Source organism: Streptomyces sp. NPDC051136 (assembly GCF_044455745.1).
Taxonomy (GTDB): Bacteria; Actinomycetota; Actinomycetes; order Streptomycetales; family Streptomycetaceae; genus Streptomyces.
This window is the reverse complement of record NZ_JBITFE010000014.1, coordinates 97,522-122,278: the sequence shown is the minus strand read 5'-3', so window position 1 is coordinate 122,278 and position 24,757 is coordinate 97,522. Positions and strand designations below refer to the sequence as shown.

Below are 24,757 nucleotides of genomic sequence, written 5' to 3'. Positions count from 1 at the left end.
CTCCGTGGTCCGGGAGGTGACGCTGCGCCGCGGTTCCCGATCATCGTACTGCCGTGCCACGCGGCCATGTGCCGTACGGACGGCGGAAGTTGGTGACGGCTCTCCGTTCGCCGGGAGCCACCCCGGAGCGGTCACCGCCGCTCCGGGGCTGCGCGGACGCCGGCTCAGTCGGTGGGTGTACGCAGGACGGCGACTCCCCGGCCCGGCAGGACGACCGCTCCCTCGTCGTCGGCGGCGCCCACCAGGACCTCCCCGGCGGGGCCGGGAACGGTCATCGTGTCGTCCGTCCGGTTGACCAGGAACAGGAACCGTCCGCCCGGGCCGCGGCGCACGGTGGCCTCGACCCTGCCCCGCACCTCGGCGGGCAGTTCGCTCGCCACGCCGGCGGGCGCCAGGAGCCTCGGCAGCAGCGCGGCGAGGCCCTCGGCGCCGAGCCGGGTGGAGACGTAGGCGGCCGAGCCGCGGCCCGCGCCGCGCCGGGTGATCGCCGGGCGGCCCGCCTGCGCACCCGTGCGGTAGCGGGCGAGGACCTCCGCCTCGGGCGCGGTGACGGTGATGCGGTCGGTCCACAGACCGCCGGTGCTGCCGTCGTCCAGCTCCACGCTCCGCCCTGCGGGCAGCGGGCCGAACTCCTCGACGCGGATGCCCAGCAGGTCCCGCAGGGCGCCCGGGTAGCCGCCGAGCCACACGTGGTCGTTCTCGTCGACGACACCGGAGAAGTACGTGGTGACCAGGTGCCCGCCCTGCTCGGCGTAGCGCGTCAGGTCCTTGGCCAGCTCCGCCGTGACCAGGTGCAGCACCGGCGCGATCAGCACCCGGTGACGGCTCAGGTCGGCGCCGGTGGTGACCACGTCGGCGCGGACGCCCAGGGCGAGCAGCGCGGAGTACCAGTCGAGCGCCTCCTGGTGGTAGTCGAGCAGCGAGGTCGGGTGCGAGTCCAGCTCGCTCGCCCACCGGGACTCCCAGTCGAAGAGGATGGCGACCCCGGCCGGCTCCCGCTCGCTGCCGGCGACCGGCGCAAGGGTCTTCAACGTGTCGCCGAGCGCGACGACCGAACGGAACAGGTCGCTGTCCGCCCCGGCGTGCGGGACCATCGCCGAGTGGTACTTCTCGGCGCCGGCCGCCGACTGGCGCCACTGGAAGAAGCAGACCGCGTCCGCGCCGTGCGCCACGTGCGTCAGCGAGTCGCGGGCCATGTCGCCCGGCCGCTTGGCCTGATTGACGGGCTGCCAGTTCACGGCACTCGTGGAGTGCTCCATCAGAAACCACGGACGGCCGCCCGCGATGCCGCTGGTGAGGTTCGCCGAGAACGACAGCTCGTCGCGGGCCTGCGGGTGCGGCACGACGTAGTGGTCGTTGGCGACGAAGTCCACCTCGGCGGCCCAGTCCGCGTAGTTCATGCCCTTGGTGCCCGGCATCACCATGAAGTTGGTGGTGACGGGGACGTCGGGGGTCACCTCCCGCAGGAGGTCCCGCTCCGCGCGCAGGTGGTCCTTGAGCGCGTCCGAGGAGAACCTCTTGAAGTCCAGCTGCTGGGTCGGGTTCGGGTGCGAGGCCGCAAGCCGCGGCGGCAGCACCTCCGCCCAGTCGCCGTAGCGCTGCGACCAGAACGCCGTGCCCCAGGCGTGGTTGAGCGCGTCCGTGGTGCCGTACCGGGCGCGAAGCCAGTCCCGGAACGCACGGGCCGCGTCGTCGGAGTAGTCGTAGACGTTGTGGCAGCCCAGCTCGTTGTTGACGTGCCAGGCGACCAGCGCCGGGTGCCCGGCGTAGCGGGTGGCGAGCTCGCGCACCAGGCGCAGGGCGTGCTCGCGGAAGACCGGTGAGGTCGGGCGCCAGTGCTGGCGTGCTCCCGGCCACAGCGTCTCGCCCCGCTCGGTGACCGGGAGGATCTCGGGGTGCGCGGTGGTCAGCCAGGGCGGCGGGGAGGCGGTCGCGGTCGCCAGGTCGACGCCGACGCCGTACTCGTGCAGCAGGTCCATCACCTCGTCGAGCCAGGCGAAGTCCCAGGTGTCCGGGCCCGGCTGGATGCGGGCCCAGGAGAAGATGCCGAGCGACACGATGGTCACGCCGGCCTCGCGCATCAGCCGTACGTCCTCCTGCCACACCTCCCGGGGCCACTGCTCGGGGTTGTAGTCGGCTCCGTAGGCGAGACGGGGGGCGGGCGCACCGTCCGTCCCGCGGTGCGCGCGGGAGTGGAGGGTGGAGATCATGGCGGTCCTTCCGGTGGGGGCGTGCGCTACTTCTCGACGGTGAAGCCCTGCTCCTCGCCGTACTCGACCGAGGCCTGCTGCCAGGACTCGAGGCCCTCGGCCAGGGTGGTGCCGGAGACGTAGGCCTTGCCGACGGTGTCGTTGAAGACCGAGTTCGCGTAGACCTGGTAGGGCAGGTACGACCAGTCGTCGCGGACCTCGGCGGCGGACTCGGCGAAGATCTTGTTGGCCTTCTGGCCGCCGAAGTACGGGAAGGCGGTGTCCTGGAACTCGGCGGACCGCAGATCCGCCGTGGTCGCCGGGAAGGCGCCGTTCTCCAGCCGGGTCCGCACGCCGTCCCCGGTGTTCGCGTACTCGACGAAGGCGTACGCCAGCGCCTCGTTCCCGCCCAGCTCCGGGAGCGCGAGCGCGCTGCCGCCGTTCTCCGCGCTGACCTTGCCGCCCGCGGTCCACTGCGGCATCGGGGCGACGCGCCAGTCACCGGAGGCCGCCTTCGCGCCGGACTCCAGGTTGGCGGGCATCCAGGCGCCGGTCGCCAGCGTCGCTATGCTGCCGTCGGCGAGGCCCTTGTACCACTCGTCGGTCCAGGCGGGGGCGAAGGCGAGCAGCTTCTCGTCGATGAGCTGCTGCCAGGTGCCGGTGAACGTCCTGGCGCCCCGGTCTGAGAAGTCGATCCCCACCTTGGTGCCGTCGACCGTGTAGGGCCGCGAACCGGCCTGCCACAGCATGCTGGTGGCGAATCCGGCGTCGCCGTTGTCGGCGGTGATGTACGCCTTCGGGTCGGCCTTGTGCAGGTCGCGGGCGGCGTCCAGGTACTCGGCCCAGGTGGTGGGCACCTCGATGCCGTACGTGTCGAAGACCTTCTTGTTGTAGAAGAGCGCCATCGGACCGGAGTCCATCGGCAGCCCGTAGATGCCGTCCGACCCGGCCTTCACGCCGTTCCACGGACCGGGGGAGAACGTGCCCGAGAGCTTGTCGGCGCCGAAGGACTTGAGGTCGGTGAGCTGCTCGGTCAGGGCGAACTGGCCCATCGCGTAGTACTCGACCTGGGCGACGTCCGGGACGCCCTTCTTCGCCGAGACGGCGTTCTGCAGGGCCGTGTACTGGTCCTTGTTGGTACCGGCGTTGACGAGGTTCACCTTGACGCCCGGGTGCGCCCTCTCGAAGCCGGCGGCGACCTGCTTCAGCGTGGGCTCCCACGCCCAGACCGTGATCGTGCCGCCTTCCTCCAGGGCCGCCCGGACGTCCGCCTCGGAGACCGCCTTCCCGCTCGATCCCGCGTCGTCGGAGTCGCCGCAGGCGCTCGCCCCCAGGGCGAGGGCGCAGACGAGGGCCGTACCGCGCAGGAGGCGGCGCGCGTGCGTGGACAGGTGTGTGAGCATGGGCGTGCTTCCACTTCTTCGTGGCCGGAACCGGCACCGTTGCGGGCTGACGAGGACGTAGGTGGTGGGCGGAGCGGGCGGGGTCACTCCTTGACGCTTCCGGCGGCGAGCCCCGACTGCCAGTACTTCTGGAGCAGCAGGAACGCGGCGATCAGCGGCAGGATGGTGATCAGCGAACCGGTGACGACGAGGTGGAACACGGGCTCGCCGCCCGCGGTCGCGGCCTGCTGGTTCCAGCTGTTGAGCCCCAGCGTGAGCGGATACCAGTCGGGGTCCTTGAGCATGACCAGCGGCAGGAAGTAGTTGTTCCAGGTCGCGACCACGGTGAACAGCAGGACGGTGACGATGCCGGGCGCCAGCAGCGGCAGGGCCACCCGGAAGAAGGTGCGCACCTCGCCCGCCCCGTCGATACGGGCGGCCTCCATCAGCTCGGCCGGAATCGCCTCGGTGGCGAACACCCACATCAGATAGAGACCGAACGGCGAGATCAGGGACGGGACGATCACCGCCCAGGGCGTGTCGGTGAGCCCCATCTCGCTGAACATCAGGAAGGTCGGCACCGCCAGCGCCGTCCCCGGCACCGCCACCGCGCCGATGACGACGGCGAAGACGGCACGCCGGCCGGGGAAGCGGAACTTGGCGAGCGCGTAGCCGCCGAGTACCGCCAGGAAGGTCGCGCCGCCCGCGCCGAGCCCCACGTACAGCAGGGTGTTGAGCAGCCAGCGGGTGAAGACGCCGTCGTCGTAGGTGAACGTCTCGCCGATGTTGTCCCACAGCGCGAAGTCGCCGTCGAACCAGAGGCCGAACGAACGGGACAGCCCCTCCTGCGTCTTGGTGGCGCTGAAGACCAGCCAGACCAGCGGCACCAGGCTGTACAGCAGCACCAGCGAGGTGAGCAGGGTCAGCAGCACGCTGCGCCGGGGCCGGTCGGCGGAGTGCCGGCGCCGGGGCGCGCGCAGCCGGGGCGCGGAGCCCGAGGCGCGGGACGGCGCGGGGGCGGAGGGGTCCGGGGCGGTGGTGGCGGCCGGGCTGGTCATCGCTGCTTCACGCTCCCTTGCGCATGCCGCGCAGCTGCACGAGGTAGGCGATGACCATGGTGATCAGGCCCATGACGACGGCGACGGTCGCGGAGTAGTTCTGCTGCCGGCCGTTGAAGGACAGCGCGTACGTGTAGGAGTTCGGCGTGTAGTCCGTGGTGATGGCGTTGCGCGCCAAGGGCTGCAGGATGCTGGGCTCGTTGAAGAGCTGGAAGCTGCCGATGATCGAGAAGATCGTGGCGATCACCAGGGCCCCGCGGATGGCCGGGAGCTTGATCGCGGTGATCACCCGGATCTGTCCTGCTCCGTCGATCTGGGCAGCCTCGTACAACGAGTGCGGGACGACGCGCAGCGCCGCGTAGAAGATCAGCATGTTGTAGCCGGTGAACTCCCAGGTCACGATGTTGCCGATGGAGGCCAGCACCAGATCGGGGGAGAGCGGGTCGGGCAGCGAGACGCCCAGCGCGTCGTCGATGTCGCCGACCAGGCCGAAGCGGGTGCCGTACATGAAGCCCCACATCAGGGTGGCCACCACGGCCGGCACCGCGTACGGCAGGAAGACGGAGATGCGGAAGAAGTCCCGGCCGTACAGGCGTCCGCTGTCCAGGGCCAGGGCCACCAGGAGCGCGATGCCGAGCATGATCGGCACCTGCACGGCGAGGAAGAGCGAGACCCGGCCGAGGGAGGCCCAGAACCGGTCGTCGCTCAGCGCCTCGCCGTAGTTGTCGAGGCCGACGAAGGTGGTTCCGCCGATGAGCCGGTCGCGGAAGAGGCTGAGGTAGAGCGAGTAGGCGATCGGCGCGAGGAAGACCAGGGCGAAGACGGCCACGAAGGGGGCGAGGAAGCCCCACCCGGTCCAGGAACGGCGGTCCCGCCGCACCGGGGGCGGGACCGGCCGCGGCTCGGCGGCGGCCGGCGGTTGCAGCGTCGTCATGTCGTTCCTCGGTCGTCACGTCCCGAAGCGTCTTGGCGCCTCGTCATGTTTACGTAAACATCACGCACCGCGAGCCCGGAAAGCCGGGTGAGTGCTGTTATGTTTACGTAAACATTCGGTGGCGGCATGTCTACACTGCCCCGAGGACGACGGTCAAGGGTCCTTCGGGAGCCGGGGCCCGACAGGTGCGGAGAGGTGGCGGAGGGCAGTGGAGACGGCTGAGGGAGCCGCGGACGCGCGGGACGCGGGCCCGCGGCGCCGGCGCGGCGGCCGGACGCCCACGGCGTCGATGGCGGACGTGGCCCGGCTGGCGGGGGTCTCCTCGCAGACCGTCTCCCGGGTCTCCAACGGCTACGCGGGCGTGACGGAGGAGACCAGGCGGCAGGTGCTGGCGGCCATGAAGGAGCTGGGCTACCGGCCCAACAGCGCGGCCCGGGCCCTCAAGCGCGGCGAGTTCCGCACCATCGGCGTCATCACCTTCTCGCTGGCCACCACGGGCAACGTGCGCACCCTGGAGGCCATCGCCACCTCCGCCGCGAGCGAGGGGTACGCGGTGACGCTGCTGCCCGTCGCCGTCCCCACCCAGGACGAGGTGCGCGGCGCCTTCTCCCGGCTGGAGGAGCTGGCCGTCGACGCGGTCATCGTCATCATGGAGGTCCACCTGCTCGACGCGGGCTCCCTGACCCTGCCGCCGCACGTCCAGGTCGTCGTGGTCGACTCCGACGCGGGCGACCACTACACGGTCGTCGACACCGACCAGGCCGGCGGCTCCCGTACCGCCGTGCGCCACCTGCTGGACCTCGGGCACGACACGGTGTGGCACCTGGCCGGCCCCGAGGGCTCCTTCGCCGCCCAGCGTCGCGCCGACGCCTGGCACGACACCCTCACCGCGGCCGGCCGCACCCCGCCGCCGCTCGTCCGGGGCGACTGGTCGGCCCGGTCCGGCTACCGGGCCGGCCTGGAACTCGCGGCCCGCGCGGAGTGCACCGCAGTCTTCGCGGCCAACGACCAGATGGCCCTCGGCCTGCTGCGCGCCCTGCACGAACACGGACGGCGGGTGCCGGAGGACGTCAGCGTCATCGGCTTCGACGACATCGCCGAGGCCGGCTCCTTCCTGCCCCCGCTGACCACCGTCCACCAGGACTTCGCCGAGGTCGGCCGGCTGTGCGTCCGGGCCGTCCTGCGCACGATGCGCGAGGCCGGCCCGCACCGGGGCACGACCCTGGTGCCGACCCGGCTGGTGACCCGGGCGAGCACCGCGCCGCCCCCGGCGTAGCCGCACGAGAGCGGCCGAAGGGGGCGTACGGCCGGTTTGGGGGCGGCCCGGAGGGTAACCCCACAAGCCGACCGTCGTCCCCCCACGCCTGGGAGAGCCTCATGACCCAAGTTGCCGACTACGTGCTCCAGCGCCTGTCCGAGTGGGGCGTACAGCGGGTCTACGGCTACCCGGGTGACGGCATCAACGGTCTGCTCGGCGCGTTCGACCGGGCGGAGGGCAAACCGGAGTTCATCCAGGCCCGGCACGAGGAGATGGCCGCGTTCATGGCCTGCGGCCACGCCAAGTTCACCGGCGAGGTGGGCTGTTGCATCGCCACGTCCGGCCCCGGCGCGGTGCACCTGCTCAACGGGCTGTACGACGCGAAGCTCGACCACCAGCCCGTGGTGGCGGTGGTCGGACAGCAGAAGCGGCTGTCGCTCGGCACCCATTACCAGCAGGAGATCGCCCTCGACCAGCTCTTCGCGGACGTGTCCGAGTACTGCCAGATGATCGTGCACCCGGGGCAGGCCCGGCACGTCGTCGACCGGGCCTTCAAGACCGCGCTGACCAGCCGGGGCGTCGCCACCATCATCATCCCCAACGACATCCAGGAGGAGGAGGCCCAGCCGTCCCCGCCCAGGGAGCACGGCTCCGTCTTCTCCAGCGTGGGCTGGAGCCGGTCGCGCGTGCTGCCCGACCTCGACGAGCTGCGCAAGGCCGCCGACGTGCTCAACGCGGGCAAGAAGGTCGCCATGCTGGTCGGCCAGGGCGCCGCCGACGCGGAGGCAGAGGTGATCGAGGTCGCCGAACTGCTCGGCGCGGGCGTCGCCAAGGCGCTGCTCGGCCGCGAGGTCCTCCCCGACGACCTGCCGTACGTCACCGGGCCCATCGGTCTGCTGGGCAGCAAGGCCAGCGACAACATGATCAAGGGGTGCGACACCCTGCTCATGGTCGGCAGCAGCTTCCCCTACTCGGAGTGGCTGCCGGAGGAAGGCCAGGCGCGCGGCGTCGAGATCGACATCGACGGCCGCATGATCGGCATCCGCTACCCGATGGACGCGCACGTCGTCGGCGACGCCAGGGAGACCCTGCGTGCCCTCGTCCCGATGCTCCAGCGCAAGGAGGACCGCGGCTGGCGGGAGAAGATCGAGAAGGACGTCCGGGAGTGGCACGACCTGTGCGACCGCTGGGCGGGCGAGCACTTCGGCAAGACCATCAACCCCCAGGCCGTCGCCGCCGAACTGTCGCCGCGGCTGCCGGACGACGTCATCCTGACCGCCGACTCCGGCTCGGGCACCAACTGGTGGGCCCGCCACCTCAAGCTCCGCGACGGCATGCGGGCCTCGCTCTCCGGCACCCTCGCCACGATGGGCCCGGGGACGCCGTACGCCATCGCGGCGCGGTTCGCCTACCCGGACCGGCCGGTGATCGCCTTCGTCGGGGACGGCGCGTTCCAGATGAACGGCATGAACGAGATGATCACCATCAAGCGGTACCTGGACCGCCTGTCCGGCTCGGCCCCGTTCGTCTTCTGCATCTTCAACAACCAGGACCTGAACCAGGTGACCTGGGAGCAGCGGGCCATGTCCGGCGATCCCAAGTACCCCGGGTCCCAGGTCATCCCCGACGTGCCCTACGCCGCCTACGCCGAACTGCTCGGCCTCAAGGGCATCGTCTGCGACGACCCCAAGAAGGTCGGCGCCGCCTGGGACGAGGCGCTCGGCGCGGGCCGGCCCGTGGTCCTGGAGTTCAAGGTGGACGCGGAGATCGCGCCGATCCCGCCGCACATCATGAAGGACCAGGGCAAGAAGGCCGTCAAGGCCGCGCTGCACGACCCGGAGGCCACCGGCATCGCCACCAAGGGCGTACGCCAGAAGCTCACCGAGTACGCCGAGCACCTTCCCGGCCGGGGCAGGAAGTGAGCGGCGCGCGCCACCGCGGGACGAAGGGCACCGAGGTCGTCGTCGTCACCGGCGCGACCGGCGGCGTGGGCCGGGCCGCGGCGCGGGCCTTCGGCGCCCGCGGGGCCGCGGTGGCCCTGCTGGCGCGCGGCGAGCACGCGCTGGAACAGGCCGCCGAGGAGATCCGCCGGGCCGGCGGGCGGGCCCTGCCCCTGGTCGTGGACGTCGCCGACGCGCAGGCCGTGGACGCGGCCGCCGACCGGATCGAGGCCGAGCTGGGCCCCATCGACGTATGGGTGAACGCCGCCTTCTCGACCGTCTTCGCGCCCGTGCAGGAGATCCGGCCCGAGGAGCTGAGGCGGGCCACCGAGGTGACCTACTTCGGGTTCGTGCACGGGACCCAGGCCGCCCTGCGGCGCATGACGCCGCGCGACCGCGGCACCATCGTCCAGGTGGGCTCCGCCCTCGCCGAACGCAGCGTCCCGCTCCAGGCCGTCTACTGCGGCGCCAAGCACGCCATCCAGGGATTCACCGAGTCGCTGCGCTGCGAGCTGCTGCACGACCGCAGCGGGGTGCGGGTGACCATGGTCCAGATGCCCGGGCTCAACACGCCCCAGTTCAGCTGGGTCCTGACCCGGCTGCCGCGCCATCCGCGCCCGGTCGCCCCCGTCTACCAGCCCGAGGTCGCCGCCGAGGCCGTGCTGTACGCGGCCGACCACCCGGAGCGGCGCGTGTACTGGGTCGGCGGCTCCACCGTCGCCACCCTGCTGGGCCAGAAGCTCGCCCCGGGCCTCCTGGACCGCTACCTGGCCCGCACCGGCTACGACGGGCAGCAGACCGACCGGCCCGTCGACCCGGCACGGCCGGTCAACCTCTGGAAGCCGCCGGACGACACCGCCCCGGACGACTACGGCGCGCACGGGATCTTCGACGAAGAAGCCCACTCGCGCAGCCTCCAGTTCTGGCTCTCCCGCCGCCGCAGGCCACTGGCCCTGGCCGCCGCGGTGACCGGGGTGGCCGCCGCAGCGCTCGCGGGCGGCCTGCGCCGGCGCGCCGGCTGACGACCCCGGCCGCACGGCCGGCCGTGCCGCCCCGGGACGGCCGGCCGTGCGCGCGGAGGGCCTGCCTTCATGGGGTCAGTCAGTCCGGCCTGCGGTCGATGTTCCGCGCCCACCAGTGGTGCTCGCAGAACCAGTGCCCGACCATCGCGCCGCCGAAGACGACGAACCCGACCCCGATCAGCCAGGACTCCACCACCAGCACGATGCCGACCGCGCCGTAGCTGAACGCGTTGTCGAGGATGAGCGGCGTGAAGAAGAGGTACGAGAAACCGCGCAGCCCGACCAGGCCCACCACCGTGGCGAGCGCTCCCGGCAGCAGGTCGCGCCAGCGGACCTGGCCGCCGAGCAGGAAGTGCTGACCCCACCAGAAGAACAGGATGCCGCTCGCGGTCGACAGCGCGATCCGCGCCGAACCGTGCAGCGCGGTCCGCGTCTGCACCTCCTGGTAGAGATAGGCGGTCAGCAGGATCACCCAGGTCATCTGGCGCCAGATGCGGTGCCACGGCCCGGAGGGCAGCTCCCAGATGCGCTCGTACCCGTTCTGCACGCTCGCCGCGAAGGACACGCCGAACACGCCGAGCAGGATTCCACCCCACACGCTCGTCGTGCCGACGACCTTGGTCGGTGGGCTGATGATGTCGGTCAGCACGCGCGCCGACCGCCCGGACAGACCCATCCCGTCGGCCAGCCACGAGGCGAAGCCGCCGCGGCCCAGCGGATCGGCCGCGGCCACCACGATCAGCAGCGGGGCCAGGGTGACCAGGGCGAGCGTGGCGAAGCCCATGGCCCGGTGCATCAGCTCCAGGTCCCGGCCGCGCCGGACGAGGGCGGACGCGGCCAGCCAGTCCCACGCACGGTGGAACGGCCGCCACAACCGGTTCACGGGTGCTCCTCGGGCGTCCTTCGATGGCTCGCGACGGGGAACTGAGTGACCCGGCCGGCACCCCGGCAAACGTCGGTGCACCCGGACGGCCCGCCCGGCGGCCCCCACGGGGACTCGCCGGACGGGGGAACGGCCGGTGGCCCCGGCCTCAGGGATCGGAGCGCTGCTGGGCCTCCCGCATGCGCTCGTTGTGCCAGGCGATGCCGGCGCGTATCTGGGACTCCTGGAGGCCCGTCCGGCAGCCGAGCTGGTCCATGGAGAGGGCCTGCGGCCCCGCGGTCAGGACGCGGGTCAGCTTCGCCGCCCACAGCTCCTCGTCCACGAAGGGCCGCTGCGCGTACTCTCCCTTGATCACGTCGAAGTGTTCGTCCGAGCACGTGGTGATGAGCCGGAGCCCGTCGACGTGCTCGTTGACGGCGTGCGCCGCGGAGGAGTCCGGCACGTAGCCGGTCACGGACTCGTTCTCGGGGAAGACCCTGGCGCACAGGTCGCACAGTTCCACGGGGACCGGCTCGGCGGTCCGACGGCCCTTTCTGCCCTTGCGCTTCCACATGGCGACTCCCGGGGGTCGGCGTCCGGAATGCCGGAGTTACCCGCGGGGAGGGAAGCAAACGCCCCGCGGGTGGGAGGCCCGGCCGAAGCCGGTCGCCGTCAGGCCAGCCTGACCGGCAGCTCGAACAGGTCGTTCTGCGTGACCACCGGCTTGTTGCGCAGCTCGGCGACCGGCACCGCCAGGTCCAGGTGCGGGAAACGGGCGTAGAGCGCCGGGAGGGCCACACCGGCCTCCATCCGCGACAGGGCGGCGCCCGGGCACACGTGCGGGCCGTGGCCGAAGGAGATGTGCCGGTTCCCGGAGGTGCGCGTGACGTCGAAGGAGCCCGCCGTCGGACCGTGCGCCGCCTCGTCGCGGCCCAGCGCGCCGTACGACACGATCAGCGCGTCCCCGGCGGGTATCACCTTCTCGCCCACCGGCACGTCCTCGGTGGCGAACCGGATCAGGACGTGCGAGGTCGGCGTCGAGAAGCGCAGCGTCTCCTCGATCACGGCGGACCACTCGGCCTTCCCGGAGAGCACCAGGTCCCGCTGCTCGGGGTGCGCGGACAGGTTGACCACGGCGTTGACGATCAGCGAGATCGTCGTCTCGTGTCCGGCGGCCACCATCAGCTGGAGGGTGGAGACGATCTCCGCGTCGGTGAGGTGGTCGCCGTTCTCGGACGCCTGGATCAGCGCGCTCGTCAGGTCGTCGCCGGGCACGGCACGCTTCGCGGCGACCGTCTCACCCATGACCTGGGCCAGCTCGGTGAGGGTCGCCACGACCTCCTCGGGCGGCGTCTGCGTCGAGAAGAACTTCTCGAACAGCACCTTCAGGCGGGGCAGCCGCGCCTCCTCGATGCCCATCAGGTCGGCGATGACGTACATCGGCAGCGGGTAGGCGAAGGCCGCCTTGAGGTCGACGACGCCGTCCGCGGGCAGCTCGTCGAGGAGCCGGTCGGTCAGCTCGGTGATCCGCCCCCGCATGTGCTCCACCCGGCGCGCCGTGAGCGCCTGCGCCACCAGGGTGCGCAGCCGGCGGTGCTCGGCCCCGTCCACGGTGAGCATCGAGCGGCCCGGGTTGGCCAGTCCGATCAGCGGCCAGTCGGCGGGGATCTCGCCGCGCCGCCAGGCGCCCCACACCTCGATGTCCTTGACCAGCCGCGGGTCCGTCAGGAGCGCCTTGGCCTCCGCGTGGTGCGTGACCGCCCAGACCGGCACGCCGCCCGGCAGCTCCACGGCGGCCAGCGGCCCGGCCGCACGCAGCCGCGCGCCCTCGCCGTCCAGGTCGGTGACGAACGGGTCCAGCGGGATCCGGGCTTCTTCGGTACCGGTCGTCATGCTGACGTGCCTCCCAGGGCAGTGGTCGGGGTGAACCGCACGGGCAACTCGGTCAGCCCCCGCAGCCAGGGCGAGGGGCGACGGGTGAGGGACCCGGCGGGCACCGCCAGGTCGATGTCCGGCAGCCGGTCGAGCACGACCTCGATGCCGGTGCGCGCGATGACCTCGGCGACCTCCTGCGCGGGGAACGGGCAGCGGTGCTCACCGTGCCCGAAGGAGAAGTGCGCGTTGTTGCCGCCGGTGAGCGCGGAGCCGTCGGTGCGCACCTGCGGGTCGGAGTTGGCGCCCTGGAGCCCGAGCAGCACCAGGTCGCCGGCGCGGATGCGGCGCCCGCCGAGCTGCGTGTCCCGCGCGGCCCAGCGGCCGGCCACGTTCTGCGTGGGCGTGTCCTCCCACAGCACCTCGTTCATGGCCTCGGCGACACTGTTGCGGCCGCCGAAGAGGGAGGCGGCGAAGCGGTCGTCGGTCAGCATCAGCCGCAGAGAGTTGCCGATCCAGTCCGCCGTCGGCTGGTGGCCCGCCGCCATCATGACCATCAGGTCCTGGGCGATCTCCTCCTCGGTGAAGCCGCTGTCGTCGGCCAGCATCCGGGAGGCGACGTCGTCGGCGGGCGCCGCCTTCCGTTCGGCCAGCAGCGTCGCCATCGACGTGCCGAGGTGCGTCTGGCCCGCCAGGGCCCGCTCCCTGCCGTCGATCATGTCGTTGAGCGCGGTGACCAGCGCCGGGCCCTGCTCGTCGGAGAAGCCGTACAGGCGGGCCAGCACCCGCACCGGCAGCAGCATGGCGTAGTCGCCGACGAGGTCGGCCTCGCCCTTCGCGCAGAGCCGGTCGACGAGTTCGTCGGCGAACCGCTCGGCGTGGGCGCGCAGCAGGTGCGGGTCGACGGCCTCCAGCGCGTCGCTGATCATCGTGGCGCGCTCGCGGTGCCGCTCCCCGACCGTGTACAGGATCGACGGCTGCTTGCGGCCGATCATCGGCAGCAGCGGCCAGTCGTCGGGGATGTTCTCCCACTGGTTCCACAGGTCCGAGTCCCGGCTGAACAGCACCGGGTCGCCGGTCACCTGGTGCAGCTCGCGGTAGCCGAGCACCAGCCAGGCCGGTACGTCGCCGTCCAGCACCACCGGTGTGACGGCGCCGTGCTCGCGCCTCATCTGCCGGTACAGCAGGGCCGGTTCGGTCTGGAAGCGGGGTCCGCCGAGCGGTACGGCGTCCTGGACGTCGCGGGCGTCGGTGCTCACACGAACTCCTGTCGGGGTGGGGCGGCGTAACGGGTCCGCAGATGTTCGACCAGCGCGATCAGCACCTGCTTGCTGGATTCGCGGGACCTGGCGTCGCAGGACACCAGCGGCACCCGCGGGTCCAGGTCCAGGGCCTCGCGGACCGCCTCGGGCGCATGCTCCGGGCCGCCGAAGTCGTTGCAGGCGACGATGAACGGCGTGCCGTGGTGCTCCAGGCGGTCGATGGCGTACCAGGAGTCGTCGATGCGCCGGGTGTCGACGAGCACGACCGCCCCGAGGGTGCCGGAGAACAGCCGGTCCCACAGGAACCAGAACCGTTCCTGGCCGGGTGCGCCGAACAGGTACAGCACGTTGCGCGCGTCGAGGCTGATGCGGCCGAAGTCGAAGGCGACGGTCGTCGCGGACTTGTCGCTCACCTCGCTGATGTCGTCGACCGCCGCACCGGCCTGCGTCATCGTCTCCTCGGTGTTGAGGGGACGTATCTCGCTGACCGAGCGGACCATGGTCGTCTTGCCGACCCCGAACCCGCCCACGACCACGATCTTCAGGCCGTTGTCTGCGGACGCGCCCAGCGGGATGCGCTCCGGGGCGCTCGCCGGGGTACGGGCGTCAGAGATTGCGGAGTCCAACGAGCACCTGCTCCAGGATGTCGGGGTCGGGGACGGCTGCGGTGTGCGGGTGACGTGCGCTCACCCGGCCGGCGGCGTGCAGGTCGGAGAGCAGGATCTTGGTGATGCTCACCGGGAGCCGGAGTTCGGCGGCGATCTCCACCACCGCCGTGGGGGCCTCGGCCAGCCTCAGGATCGCCGTGTGCTCCGACTGCATGCCGGGGGTCGGTCCGGACTCGGCGACCACAAGGGTGACCAGGTCGAAGGGGTGGTCGGAGCCCGAGCTGCTGCGTCCCTGCGTGACGGTGTACAGGCGGTCGGGCGCGTCGTCCCTGCCGGGGCGGCTCATGACGTGCGCGGCTGCGCGGTGAGGTGTTCGCCGAGCTGTTCGATCAGCTCGCTCATGTTGTGCCCGACGAGTCCGGCGTCCGCGTCCTCCGAGGTGACGACGGCGAGGTGGGCGCCCGCGCCGGCCTCCACGATGAACAGGATGCCGCCGTAGAACTCGGTCATCGCCGAGCGCACGCCGCCGCTGCCGTCGCCGAACTCCACGGAGGCGCCGTGGGACAGCGACTGGATGCCGGCGGCGATGGCGGACAGCTGGTCGGCCTGGTCGACGGAGAGTTCCGGGGTGCGGCACAGCTTGAGTCCGTCACGGGAGAGGACGAGCGCGTGCCGCGCGTCCGGAGTGCGCTCCAGGAGGCCCTCGATGAGCCAGGTGAGCTTCTCGTCGGCGGTGGTCGAGCCGGTCATGAAGTGGTGTCGCCTTCCGGGTGCGCGGGTGAGGGGGACGGGTGGTCGGGGGCCGTCTCGGCCGGTTCGGAGGCGGCGCTGGCGGTGTTCCTGACGGCCTGGCGGAAGCTGCTGAAGCGGGCCGCGCGTGCCTTCGCGTCGTCGGCCGAGGGGGCGGGGCGCGGCTCGGCGGTGCGGGCGGCGGCGCGGGCGCGTTCGGCGGCGGCCAGGGTCCGGCCGCGGCGGCGTTTGGGCAGCTCCCCGGGCGAGGACGGGTCCGGCGCCGGGGTCAGGTCCTGGTCGCCGGTTCCCTGACGGTCCCGGTCGTCGGCCCCGGCAAGGTCCTCTTCCGGTGCCCGGTCCCGGCCGCCGTCGTCGTCCCGGCTCCGGTCCGCCGGGTCTGCCCGGTCCGCCCGGTCCGCGAGGTCGTGGACGGGCGACGGTTCGGGGGCCGTGAACGGGGCCGGTTCGGCGGCGGGCGACGCCGGAATGTCCTGCCGGTCGGCCGGGGCCGCCACCGTCACCGCCGCCGGCGCGTCGGTGACGACGGGGCCGCTCAGGATGTCCTGGGGGACGAGCATCAGGACGCCCGTGCCGCCGCGTGCGGACGGCCGGAAGGAGACCTTCAGCCCGTACTTGGCCGACAGCCGTCCCACGACGGCCAGGCCCAGCCGGGTGCCGGTCAGACCGCCGAGCCCCGCCGTCTCACCGGCCACCGCCTGCTGGGCCCGGCGCAGTTGCACGTCGCCCATCACCAGTCCGCTGTCCTCCACGGACACGATGACCCCGGCCGGCACCTCCTCGACGTAGACGTGGACCTCCGCCGTCGGAGGGGAGAAGTTCGCCGCGTTGTCCAGGAGTTCGGCCAGGGCGTGCATGACGCCCTCGGCGGCGTGCCCGGCGACCGCGGTGTCGCTCGTGGAGTGCACGCGCACCCGCTGGTAGCCGGCGATCCGGCCCATGGCGCCGCGCAGAATGGACTCCATGCCGATCGGCCGCGCCCAACGGCGGCCGGAGCGCGCGCCGGTGAGGACGGCGACGGAGTCGGCGAGCCGCCCCGCCTGCGCGGTGCGGTGGTCGAGGTGGAGCAGGTCGGCGAGGACCTCCTCGTCGCTGTGCCGCTCCTCCATGGCCCGCAGGTCGGCCAGCATGCCGGTGGCCAGGGCCTGCATGCGGCCGGCCGCGTTCGCCGTCGCGGACACGGCGGCGGCACGTTCGGCGGTGGCGCGCTTGAGCCGTGCGTCGAGGCGGGCGGTCTCCTCGGTGAGCCGGGCCACCTCCTGGTCCCGCTCGTACTCCAGACGCGCGCGCTCCTGTGCGAAGCCGTCCGTGAGCCGTTCCCGCTCGCGCGTGAACTCGGCGACCAGGGATCCGCGTTCACGATCGGCCTCGGCGGCGGCGCGGGTCCGTTCGGCGTCCGCCTCCCTCCGGGCTGCCGCCAGCAGCCGGCGCGCGGCCCGCTCCGCGCGGACGGCGTGCACGGCCGCCGTCAGCGCCGCGCAGAGCAGGATCGCCGCGGCGCCGGCGCCCAGGCCGAGCGGAACGCGTACCGAAGGGGGCGCGGCGGCGACGGCGCCGCCGACGACCAGCGCCGACACGACGGCGCACGGCAGGGCCACTGCTACGAGGGCGCGGGGAGGGGGGCGGTCGCCGGGGCGGGCGGGCGCGGTCATCAATCGGGTCCTCGCCAGGCCGCCGGAGCGGCCCTCGTGTCGTCCAACGGGGCGCATGCGAGCAGCGGACTGTCACACGGCACTCAACTGGCGATCACTATACGAGGGTTAGTGATCCGAAAGGAGGAAACTTGTTCATCTTCTTGCTTGTTCTCTCAGGGAAGCCCGCCCCGTTCGCAGACCCGCGCCGCCACGTCGCGCAGTTTGACGTTGTTGTCCTGTGAGTACCGGCGCAGGACGGCGAATGCCTGGTCCTCGGTGAGGCGGTGCCTGCCCATGAGGATGCCCATGGCCTCCCCGATGGTGTGCCGGGTGCCGATGGCCTCCTGCATCTGGGCGTGGGTACGCGCGCTGGAGAAGGCGACCGCCGCGTGGGAGGCCAGCAGCCAGCCGGCCGTCTCGTCGGCCGCCGAGAAGGCGCCGGGCCTGTACGAGTACAGGTCCAGTGCGCCGAGGTCCTCGTCCTCGGTGAACAACAGGAAGCCCATCATGCTGCCGAGGTTCAGCTTGCGCGCCTCGGGGACGTAGCGGGGCCAGCGCTCGGCCTCGTCCCTGAAGTCGGCGATCCGGAACTGCCGCTCCCCGGAGGATGAGCGGGCGGCGTCGAAGCAGGGACCCTCCCCGAGGCGCCCCTGCAGGTCGTCGCTGTCGACGACGACCTGTTCGGTGGGGGCCAGCGACTGCACCTGGCCGCCGCGCAGGATGAGGATGCCGGCGGCGTCGCAGCCCTCCACCAGTTCCGTGGCCGAAGCGGTGATCCTCTCCAGGGTGTCGTCCAGCGATTCCTGGGCCAGCAGATCGCGGGCCAGTGAGGCCATCTGCTCGGCGAACCCGCGCCAGTCGTTCATGCCGGTTCCTCCCTCGGTCCCTGAAGGAGTGCCCCACGGGAGGGCTCTCCCAACAAGGAGGGCCGGCACGATCGGTCTTGTTTCACGTTACATCTAAATGCATAATGCGCTTATGGACAGTGCGTCGCAGGTCCCGGGCCCGGAGCCGGACGACCTGATCATCGCCGTGGAGCAGATGCTCAGGTACGTACGGCAGAGCGCCAGCGCCGGGGGTCTGAGCACCGCCGCCTCCTCGACGCTGGCCAGGCTGAGCCGCGAGGGCCCGCAGCGGCTGACCGAACTGGCCCGGGCCGAGGGCGTCTCCCAGCCGAACATGACCCAGCTCGTCACGCGCCTGGAACGTGCGGGGCTGGCCAGGCGCACCGCCGACGCGACCGACGGCCGCGGCGTGCTCGTGACGGTGACGTCCACCGGCCTGGAGGTCCTGGCCCGGCGGCGCGCGGAGCGTTCCCGGGCCCTGGGCCGGCTCCTGGAGGACATGACCGGGCCGGAGCGGCAGGCCACCAGCACCGCACTGCTCGCCCTGGCCCGGGTCATCCGCAACCGTCAGGACACCTCGGAGGAAGACCGCGCATGAGTGCACCCCGTGGAAAGGCCGCCAGCCCCTTCCGGCAGCCCAAGGCCGTCTGGGCCGTCGCCTTCGCCTGCGTCATCTCGTTCATGGGCATCGGCCTGGTCGATCCGATCCTGCCGGCGCTGGCCGAGAGCCTCGACGCCACCCCCAGCCAGGTCTCCCTGCTGTTCAGCAGCTACCTGATCGTCACCGCCGTCGCCATGCTCTTCGTCGGCTGGGTCTCCAGCCGCATCGGCGCCAAGCGCACCCTGGTCACCGGCCTCGCCGTCATCGTCGTCTTCGCCGCCCTGGCCGGCGCCACCGGCTCCATCAACGGCATCGTCGGCTTCCGGGCCGGCTGGGGGCTGGGCAACGCCCTGTTCATCGCCACCTCGCTGGCGGTCATCGTGGCCTCCGCCAGCGGCGGCTTCAGCGGAGCGATCATCCTCTACGAGACGGCGCTGGGCCTCGGCATCGCCGTCGGGCCGCTGCTCGGCGGCGAACTGGGCGGCATCAGCTGGCGCGGCCCCTTCTTCGGCGTCGCCGCCCTGATGGCCGTGGCCCTGATCGCCACCGTCGCCCTCGTCCCCGACCTGCCGAGGCCCGAGCGGGTCACCTCACCGCTCGCCCCGCTGAAGGCGCTGCGCCACCGCGGCCTGCTCACCATGGGCATCATGGCGCTGCTGTACAACTGGGGCTTCTTCACCATGCTCGGCTACGCGCCGTACCCGATGGAGCTGGAGGCCCACGAACTCGGCCTGGTCTTCACCGCCTGGGGCCTGCTGGTCGCCGCCTTCAGCGTCTTCTTCGCCCCCCGCCTGCAGGCCCGCTACGGCACCGCGCCCGTCCTCTACGCCAACCTGCTCGGCCTCGGGATCGTCATGGCCGTCATAGCCGCCGGGGTCACCGACCCCACGACGGTGATCGTCGCGGTGATCGTCAGCGGCGCCTTCATCGGCATCAACAACACCCTCACCACCCAGGCCGTCATGCTGGTCTCGCCGGTGGAGCGCCCCGTGGCCTCCTCCGCGTACGGCTTCCTGCGCTTCATCGGCGGCGGCCTGGCCCCCTACGTCGCCGGAAAGCTCGCCGACGCCACCGACCTGAGCGTGCCCTTCTACCTCGGCGCCGCCACCTTCCTGCTGGCCATCCCCGTGCTGGCCGGCGGCCACCGGCTGCTGCGCCGGGCCGAGTCGGACACCGGCGAGGAGGAACCCGTGGCCCCGGCCCTGACCCCGGTCGGCGCCCCGGCCGCGACCGGCGTACCGCCCGTGGTGGTGGCCGTCGGCGCCCGCTCCGAGGCGGCCGCCGTCGTGGACGCCGCCGCACGACTGGCCCGCGACACCGCGAGCCCGCTCGAGATCGTCCACGTACGGCAGACCGCCGTCGTCGAGGAACAGGCCGCCGACACCGAGACCGAGGCGGAGGCGACGGCTGCCGTCACCGCACACCTCGACCGGCTCGGCGGCCTCGGCGTCACCGTCACCGGTCAGATCCTCACGGGCGTCGGCGACCACGCCGCCGCGGGCCGCGCCCTGGCCCGGCACGCCACCGAGGTGGGGGCCCGCACGGTCGCGGTCGGCCGCTCCTCGCGCGGCCCGCTGGCCCAGTTCGCCGACGGCAGCTTCACCAGCGCCCTCACTCACGCCGCCACCTGCACCGTCGTCCTCGTCGACCCCGACGAGGAGCCCCGGCCCCTGACGGCGCGTACCCTCACCCGACTGCGGGCCGAGGCACGGTGAGCGCCGCCCGCCGCTGATCAGGCTCCGCCACCGAGGGACCGTCGCAGCCGGTCGGCGGCCTCCGGCGGCTGGACGCGCAGGCCCGGACGCCGGCGGTGCACGGTCAGGTACGTGACCCCGTCGGGCCCGGCGAGCACGGCCCGCGTCGAGCCGTGCGGCAGCCACGTGAGGACTCCCCTGCGCAAGGGATGCTCGCCGTCGGCGCAGTCCAGACGGGCCGCACCGTCGAGGACGAGGAGCAGGACGTCGAGGTCCGGCTCGGTGTGGGTGCCCACCCGGCCGCCGGCCGGGAGGTGGACGACGTTGGCGTCGAGCTGTCGTCCGGGTTCCGCCAGCTTCCACAGGGCGCCGGAGGGCGCGTCGCCGTCCGGCGCGACGAGCCGTGCCGTGTCGCACAGCACGCGGGGGAGGGGAGTGCTTCCTCCCGGGTCGCGCGAGCCGCTGTCTTCCACTGCCATCGGTGCCGCCGTTCCGTGAGCCCGGCCGTGCCGGTGCGCCGCCCCCGTCGAGCGGCTCGCCCGGGGTGCCGCGGGTCCGGTGACGCACCGCACAGGGCCCGTACCCCGGGTAAAGGCGAATCTAGCATGCGCATTTGATAGCTTCCCGGTGTGCGGCTGACGAAGTTCACCGACCTGGCGCTGCGTTCCGTCATGCGCCTGGCGGTCGTGAGAGACGGTGACGAACCGCTGACCACCAGGGAGGTGGCCGAGGTCGTCGGTGTGCCGTACACGCACGCGGCGAAGGCCATCACCCGTCTGCAGCGCCTGGGCGTGGTGGAGGCGCGGCGCGGACGCGGCGGCGGGCTGACCCTGACCGACCTGGGGCGACGCGCCTCGGTGGGCCGGCTGGTGCGGGAGCTGGAGGGTGACGCCGAGGTGGTCGACTGCGAGGGCGGCAACCCGTGCCCGCTGCGCGGGGCCTGCCGGCTGCGGGGTGCCCTGCGCGACGCCCAGGAGGCGTTCTACGCCGCGCTCGACCCCCTCACCGTGACCGATCTGGTGGCCTCACCGACCGGCCCGGTCCTGATCGGCCTGACGGACCGCTCCCCGAGGTGACGGCCGGTGCTCCGGAAGACCGCCGATCCGCGACCCAAAATACGAATCTCACTTACCAATTAATCGCTCAAGGAGTCGCTGTGCTGTCCGAACAGTCCGTTCCCGTGGTCCGAGCCACTCTCCCCGCCGTCGGCGCGGCCATCGGCGACATCGCCGACGTGTTCTACCGCAAGCTGTTCGACGCCCACCCCGAGCTGCTGCGGGACCTGTTCAACCGCGGGAACCAGGCCACCGGCGAGCAGCAGCGGGCCCTGGCGGGGGCCGTCGCCGGGTTCGCCGGCCTGCTGCTGGAAAACCCGGACGAACGGGCCGACGTGCTGCTCTCGCGGATCGCGCACAAGCACGCCTCGCTCGGCATCACCCCCGCCCAGTACGCGGTTGTCCACGAGAACCTCATGGCCGCCGTCGTCGACGTGCTCGGCGACGCCGTCACCCCCGAGGTCGCCCGGGCCTGGGACGAGGTCTACTGGCTGATGGCCGACGCGCTCATCGCCCTGGAGGCCCGGCTCTACGCGGAGACGGACGTGGCGGCCGGAGACGTCTGGCGGTCCATGGAGATCGCCGACCGGGTCGAGGAGGGCACCGGTGCGGTCTCGCTCGCACTGCGGCCGACCGGCGGCCGCCTCCCGGCCCCGTTCCGTCCGGGCCAGTACGTCAGCGTCCGGGTCGATCTGCCCGACGGAGCCCGGCAGATCCGCCAGTACAGCCTGTCCGCCGCGCCCGGCAGGTCCGAGTGGCGCATCACCGTCAAGCGCGTCGGCGGCGACGGCCGGCCCGACGGCGAGGTCTCCTCCTGGCTGCACGCCAACGCCCGCAAAGGCGACGTGCTGACCGTGTCCGCGCCGTTCGGCGACCTGGGCCTCGCGGAGCACGACGGCCCGCTGCTGCTGGCCTCCGCCGGCATCGGCGTCACCCCCGTGCTGGCGATGCTCGAGCACCTCTGCGCCACGGGCGCCGCCCGTCCGGTGACCGTCGTGCACGCCGACCGCAGCCCCGAGCACCACGCCCACCGGCAGGAGCAGCTCGACCTGGTGCGCGCGCTGCCCGACGCCCGCCTCCACCTCTGGTACGAGGAGCCCGGCGACCGGGCACCGCAGGCGTCCACCGGCCGCGCCGACCTGAGCGGCGTGGAACTGCCCGAGGGACTCACGGCCTACCTGTGCGGCCCGGTGCCCTTCATGCGTGCCCTCCGCGGCGACCTGCTGCGCCGCGGGGTGCCCGCCGAGCACATCCACTACGAGGTCTTCGGCCCCGACCTCTGGCTCGCACGGCAGTAGCGCGGCGGAACGGCGGCCGGTGCCCGGCCGCCGGCTCGGAACTCCGGTACGGGCGTTAGGCCGCCGCGGTGAACGCGGTGCTGATCGCGGTGTCGACGCGGGCGTGCACCACCAGGTGCGGACCCGAGGTGTCCGCGTTGGCCTCCAGCAGCCGCCGGACCGGCGCGCTGTGGGTGACCACGGACAGCAGGACGTCGAGTCGCGCGCACCACTGATGGGCCCGGAGGACCGCGCTGACCGCGGCGTGGCCGGTGGCCCGCTCGGTCAGCACGATGACGACGGGGGCCGGCCGGTGGGCGTCGACCAGGTTGGTGATGTGCGTGGTCAGCGTGGCCCGCCCGTCGATTCCCGGGTCCTGGTCCACCGTGATGACCAGGACCCCATGCTCCAGGGTGTGGGACAGCATCGCGGCCTCCGATCCGTCGCCTGGTGGCGAAGTTGTGTTCAGTGAAGGTGCCCGGGCACGGGTCCGCAATGCGCCCCGCGACCGGCCGGCCGGGCGCCGACCGACGGGTCACCGGCGCTGAGTACGATCGTCCGGTCCGCCACCGACCTCGCCGATCGCCGCTGGGAGCCACCGAGCCGTGCCCGCCCTCCTGCCTCCGCCGCGCACCGGGCCCGCCCGCCTGCTCGACCTCGAGCACCTGGTCCGGATGGAGGACGGTCGACGGCTGCACGCCCTGCTGTGGCGTCCCGGGCCGGGCTGGCGGATGGCCAGCAGCGCCGTGCTGGGCGGCGGGCTCGCCGAGCGCGCCTGGGTGCTCAACGCCCAGGTCGCCCACGGCTACCGGCGCACGGACCCCGACCGGCACCTGGCCGGCCTGGCCCGCGCCGCCGGGGCCCGCGGCCCGGGCGTGGGTCTGATGACGGCCGCCGACGTCTCCGCCCACGGCCGTGGGGGGGACGGCGGTGTGGAGGCCGTGGTGACCGCCGGGATCTCGGTACGCGGCTGGGCCGCCGTGCCCGAGGAGGGCGGCGCGGGCGCCGCGCCCCCCGGCACGATCAACATCGTCGCCGCGCTGCCCGTGGCGCTGAGCGACGCCGCCCTGGTCAACGCGGTGATGACGGCGACCGAGGCCAAGGTCCAGGCCTTGGTCGACGCCGGTCTCGACTGCTCCGGCACCCCCACGGACGCGGTGTGCGTCGCCGCCCGGACCCCGCGCGACGGCGCCGAGGCGCACGCCTTCGCGGGCCCTCGCTCCGCGTGGGGCGCCCGGCTCGCCCGGGCCGTCCACCGGGCCGTGGGCGCGTCGCTGCCCGCCCTCCCGTGACGTCCGGGACCGGCTACAGCGAAGTCCTGCGCCGGACCGCCGCCACCCTCAGGGTCAGCGCCACGGCGAGCAGCACCCAGGCGACGGCGCAGTACGCCCACGCCGTCGCCCCGCGGGCCAGGTCGACGGCACTCCACACCGCCCACAGCGCGAGCAGCACGCACAGTGCCGTCCAGGCGGTGTCTGCGAGGCGGACGCGCAACTGCGCGCGCTGTCTCGTGCCCGGCTCCAGATCACCGAGACCGCCGTCGACGGAGGTCATCCGCTCGTCCACGTCCCACTCCTTCGGAAAAGCCGCTGCCAAGTGAACTGCGGGTACCCGGCGGGAGCTTGTGCAAGCGGCGCGGGAGGGACGCACACACGCGTGCGGGCGGCCCGGCCGGGCCGCCCGCACGGTGGTCCGTCGGCGTCAGCGCTGGGCGGACTTCTCCAGCGCCTTGTCGAGCGCCGCCTGGAAGCCGTTGGCCCACAGCTGGTTGACCCGGCTGCGCTCGGTGGAGTTCGGGTAGGGGTTGGTGCAGGACGTGCCGGGGCCGCCGCCCGACATCAGCTCGCTGCACGGCCCGGTGTAGTGGTCGGGCAGACCGAGCACGTGCCCGGTCTCGTGGGCGGTCACCCGGGTCGAGTCGTACTGCTGGTTCTGCCGGTAGTCGAGCAGGATGTAGCCTCTGCCGTGCCCGTCGGTGGAGGCGTACGAGCCGCGCGAGTCGTTGCCCTCGTAGTACGCGAAGTCCGCGCCGGAACTCGACTCCGCGAGCCGCACGTTGGACACCGAGCTGTTCCAGATCTGGGCGGAGCGGGATATCTGCGTACGGAAGCTCGGCGCGTTGGCGGCGCTGTAGTAGACGGTGACGGCGGCGGCGGCCGACGCCGACGGGTTCGCGGCGCGCTTCTTGGCGACCGACTTGACGACCGCCTCGAAGAACGCGCGGTTGGCGGCCGCGTCCTCGCCGGACCCGGCCGAGGGCAGGTAGCCGGACTGGGCGGCCCGGACCGGCTCCTGGGGCGCCGCTGCCGTCGTGGCGGGGCCGGCGCCGAGCACGGCGGCGGTCAGGCCGAGGCCGGCCGCGGCGGACAGCAGGGGGAGGGTGATACGCATCGATGACTCCTTGAAGTGGGGGAGTGGGGAGAAGTCGTCACCGGTGAGTGTGGGGCGCCCATGAGCCCGCTGTGATGATGGCAACAGGTGATAGGGCGGGCCTATCACCCACCCCGAACCGGC

Annotated in this window: 25 protein-coding genes; 8 read left to right on the top strand and 17 right to left on the bottom strand. The window is 72.8% G+C overall.

Going from position 1 to position 24,757, the window contains the following annotated elements:
- Window positions 1-164 precede the first annotated feature (164 nt).
- The 4 genes from ACIBCJ_RS32950 to ACIBCJ_RS32935 all read right to left on the bottom strand — a co-directional run bounded on the left by ACIBCJ_RS32950 (window position 165) and on the right by ACIBCJ_RS32935 (window position 5,563).
- Window positions 165-2,210, bottom strand: coding sequence for a beta-galactosidase (locus ACIBCJ_RS32950; RefSeq protein WP_365981367.1), 2,046 nt, complete (start codon window positions 2,208-2,210; stop codon window positions 165-167).
- Window positions 2,211-2,236: 26 nt separating this feature from the next.
- A complete protein-coding gene (locus ACIBCJ_RS32945; RefSeq protein WP_365981366.1) occupies window positions 2,237-3,592 on the bottom strand; it encodes an extracellular solute-binding protein in 1,356 nt (451 codons plus the stop codon).
- A gap of 83 nt (window positions 3,593-3,675) precedes the next feature.
- Window positions 3,676-4,629 (bottom strand): carbohydrate ABC transporter permease, encoded by a 954-nt coding sequence (locus tag ACIBCJ_RS32940; protein WP_362104089.1) that lies wholly within the window; start codon window positions 4,627-4,629, stop codon window positions 3,676-3,678.
- A gap of 7 nt (window positions 4,630-4,636) precedes the next feature.
- Window positions 4,637-5,563 carry a sugar ABC transporter permease gene (locus tag ACIBCJ_RS32935; RefSeq protein WP_362513479.1) on the bottom strand — a complete coding sequence of 309 codons (927 nt, stop codon included), beginning with the start codon at window positions 5,561-5,563 and terminating at the stop codon, window positions 4,637-4,639.
- A 289-nt stretch (window positions 5,564-5,852) separates the two neighbouring features.
- On the opposite strand from ACIBCJ_RS32935, the gene ACIBCJ_RS32930 reads away from it, so the two are divergent.
- From ACIBCJ_RS32930 to ACIBCJ_RS32920, 3 genes are all read left to right on the top strand, one after another.
- Window positions 5,853-6,839, top strand: a complete 987-nt coding sequence (locus ACIBCJ_RS32930; RefSeq protein WP_362513488.1) for a LacI family DNA-binding transcriptional regulator — start codon at window positions 5,853-5,855, stop codon at window positions 6,837-6,839.
- A 101-nt stretch (window positions 6,840-6,940) separates the two neighbouring features.
- Window positions 6,941-8,743, top strand: a complete 1,803-nt coding sequence (locus tag ACIBCJ_RS32925; RefSeq protein ID WP_365981364.1) for a thiamine pyrophosphate-requiring protein — start codon at window positions 6,941-6,943, stop codon at window positions 8,741-8,743.
- Entirely contained in the window at window positions 8,740-9,783 is a 1,044-nt protein-coding gene (locus ACIBCJ_RS32920; protein WP_365981363.1) for an SDR family oxidoreductase, read from the top strand. Before ACIBCJ_RS32925 ends, ACIBCJ_RS32920 begins: the two co-directional genes overlap by 4 nt.
- 79 nt (window positions 9,784-9,862) lie before the next feature.
- Here the strand turns inward: ACIBCJ_RS32920 and ACIBCJ_RS32915 are convergent, their stop codons facing one another.
- The 9 genes from ACIBCJ_RS32915 to ACIBCJ_RS32875 all read right to left on the bottom strand — a co-directional run bounded on the left by ACIBCJ_RS32915 (window position 9,863) and on the right by ACIBCJ_RS32875 (window position 17,637).
- Window positions 9,863-10,666 (bottom strand): ribonuclease BN, encoded by an 804-nt coding sequence (locus ACIBCJ_RS32915; protein ID WP_362104081.1) that lies wholly within the window; start codon window positions 10,664-10,666, stop codon window positions 9,863-9,865.
- 148 nt (window positions 10,667-10,814) lie between these two features.
- Complete coding sequence (locus ACIBCJ_RS32910) at window positions 10,815-11,219, bottom strand: hypothetical protein (RefSeq protein WP_362514091.1); 405 nt, start codon at window positions 11,217-11,219, stop codon at window positions 10,815-10,817.
- A gap of 98 nt (window positions 11,220-11,317) precedes the next feature.
- Complete coding sequence (locus tag ACIBCJ_RS32905; protein WP_362514094.1) at window positions 11,318-12,538, bottom strand: cytochrome P450; 1,221 nt, start codon at window positions 12,536-12,538, stop codon at window positions 11,318-11,320.
- On the bottom strand, window positions 12,535-13,776 hold the full coding sequence (locus tag ACIBCJ_RS32900; protein ID WP_362104074.1) for a cytochrome P450: 1,242 nt from the start codon (window positions 13,774-13,776) through the stop codon (window positions 12,535-12,537). Before ACIBCJ_RS32900 ends, ACIBCJ_RS32905 begins: the two co-directional genes overlap by 4 nt.
- Window positions 13,773-14,405 (bottom strand): ATP/GTP-binding protein, encoded by a 633-nt coding sequence (locus tag ACIBCJ_RS32895; RefSeq protein WP_365981362.1) that lies wholly within the window; start codon window positions 14,403-14,405, stop codon window positions 13,773-13,775. Before ACIBCJ_RS32895 ends, ACIBCJ_RS32900 begins: the two co-directional genes overlap by 4 nt.
- Window positions 14,386-14,733 carry a DUF742 domain-containing protein gene (locus ACIBCJ_RS32890; RefSeq protein WP_362104070.1) on the bottom strand — a complete coding sequence of 116 codons (348 nt, stop codon included), beginning with the start codon at window positions 14,731-14,733 and terminating at the stop codon, window positions 14,386-14,388. Before ACIBCJ_RS32890 ends, ACIBCJ_RS32895 begins: the two co-directional genes overlap by 20 nt.
- Entirely contained in the window at window positions 14,730-15,137 is a 408-nt protein-coding gene (locus ACIBCJ_RS32885; protein ID WP_365981361.1) for a roadblock/LC7 domain-containing protein, read from the bottom strand. Before ACIBCJ_RS32885 ends, ACIBCJ_RS32890 begins: the two co-directional genes overlap by 4 nt.
- The gene (locus ACIBCJ_RS32880) at window positions 15,134-16,789 is read right to left on the bottom strand and encodes an ATP-binding protein (protein ID WP_365981360.1); all 1,656 of its coding nucleotides are present in this window, start codon (window positions 16,787-16,789) and stop codon (window positions 15,134-15,136) included. Before ACIBCJ_RS32880 ends, ACIBCJ_RS32885 begins: the two co-directional genes overlap by 4 nt.
- Before the next feature lie 155 nt (window positions 16,790-16,944).
- Complete coding sequence (locus ACIBCJ_RS32875) at window positions 16,945-17,637, bottom strand: GAF and ANTAR domain-containing protein (protein WP_362104064.1); 693 nt, start codon at window positions 17,635-17,637, stop codon at window positions 16,945-16,947.
- Between the two features lie 97 nt (window positions 17,638-17,734).
- Between ACIBCJ_RS32875 and ACIBCJ_RS32870 the strand changes: the two genes are divergently transcribed.
- Together ACIBCJ_RS32870 and ACIBCJ_RS32865 are read left to right on the top strand one after the other, a co-directional pair.
- Complete coding sequence (locus ACIBCJ_RS32870) at window positions 17,735-18,214, top strand: MarR family winged helix-turn-helix transcriptional regulator (protein WP_393528177.1); 480 nt, start codon at window positions 17,735-17,737, stop codon at window positions 18,212-18,214.
- Window positions 18,211-19,932 carry an MFS transporter gene (locus tag ACIBCJ_RS32865; RefSeq protein WP_365981359.1) on the top strand — a complete coding sequence of 574 codons (1,722 nt, stop codon included), beginning with the start codon at window positions 18,211-18,213 and terminating at the stop codon, window positions 19,930-19,932. The genes ACIBCJ_RS32870 and ACIBCJ_RS32865 overlap by 4 nt, the downstream gene beginning before the upstream one ends.
- A gap of 17 nt (window positions 19,933-19,949) precedes the next feature.
- Here the strand turns inward: ACIBCJ_RS32865 and ACIBCJ_RS32860 are convergent, their stop codons facing one another.
- Window positions 19,950-20,390, bottom strand: coding sequence for a hypothetical protein (locus ACIBCJ_RS32860; RefSeq protein ID WP_362514113.1), 441 nt, complete (start codon window positions 20,388-20,390; stop codon window positions 19,950-19,952).
- Window positions 20,391-20,540: 150 nt separating this feature from the next.
- Between ACIBCJ_RS32860 and nsrR the strand changes: the two genes are divergently transcribed.
- A complete protein-coding gene (gene nsrR, locus ACIBCJ_RS32855; protein WP_365981358.1) occupies window positions 20,541-20,987 on the top strand; it encodes a nitric oxide-sensing transcriptional repressor NsrR in 447 nt (148 codons plus the stop codon).
- An 80-nt stretch (window positions 20,988-21,067) separates the two neighbouring features.
- Window positions 21,068-22,264, top strand: coding sequence for a globin domain-containing protein (locus ACIBCJ_RS32850; RefSeq protein ID WP_365981357.1), 1,197 nt, complete (start codon window positions 21,068-21,070; stop codon window positions 22,262-22,264).
- A 55-nt stretch (window positions 22,265-22,319) separates the two neighbouring features.
- Here ACIBCJ_RS32850 and ACIBCJ_RS32845 read toward each other — a convergent pair whose 3' ends face one another.
- The gene (locus ACIBCJ_RS32845; RefSeq protein WP_362514788.1) at window positions 22,320-22,670 is read right to left on the bottom strand and encodes a hypothetical protein; all 351 of its coding nucleotides are present in this window, start codon (window positions 22,668-22,670) and stop codon (window positions 22,320-22,322) included.
- Between the two features lie 178 nt (window positions 22,671-22,848).
- Between ACIBCJ_RS32845 and ACIBCJ_RS32840 the strand changes: the two genes are divergently transcribed.
- Complete coding sequence (locus tag ACIBCJ_RS32840) at window positions 22,849-23,535, top strand: adenosylcobinamide amidohydrolase (RefSeq protein WP_365981356.1); 687 nt, start codon at window positions 22,849-22,851, stop codon at window positions 23,533-23,535.
- A gap of 13 nt (window positions 23,536-23,548) precedes the next feature.
- Here the strand turns inward: ACIBCJ_RS32840 and ACIBCJ_RS32835 are convergent, their stop codons facing one another.
- A complete protein-coding gene (locus ACIBCJ_RS32835; RefSeq protein ID WP_362104048.1) occupies window positions 23,549-23,809 on the bottom strand; it encodes a hypothetical protein in 261 nt (86 codons plus the stop codon).
- Between the two features lie 135 nt (window positions 23,810-23,944).
- Window positions 23,945-24,634: a snapalysin gene (snpA, locus tag ACIBCJ_RS32830; protein ID WP_133890291.1), complete on the bottom strand. Its 690-nt coding sequence runs from the start codon at window positions 24,632-24,634 to the stop codon at window positions 23,945-23,947.
- Window positions 24,635-24,757 lie beyond the last annotated feature (123 nt).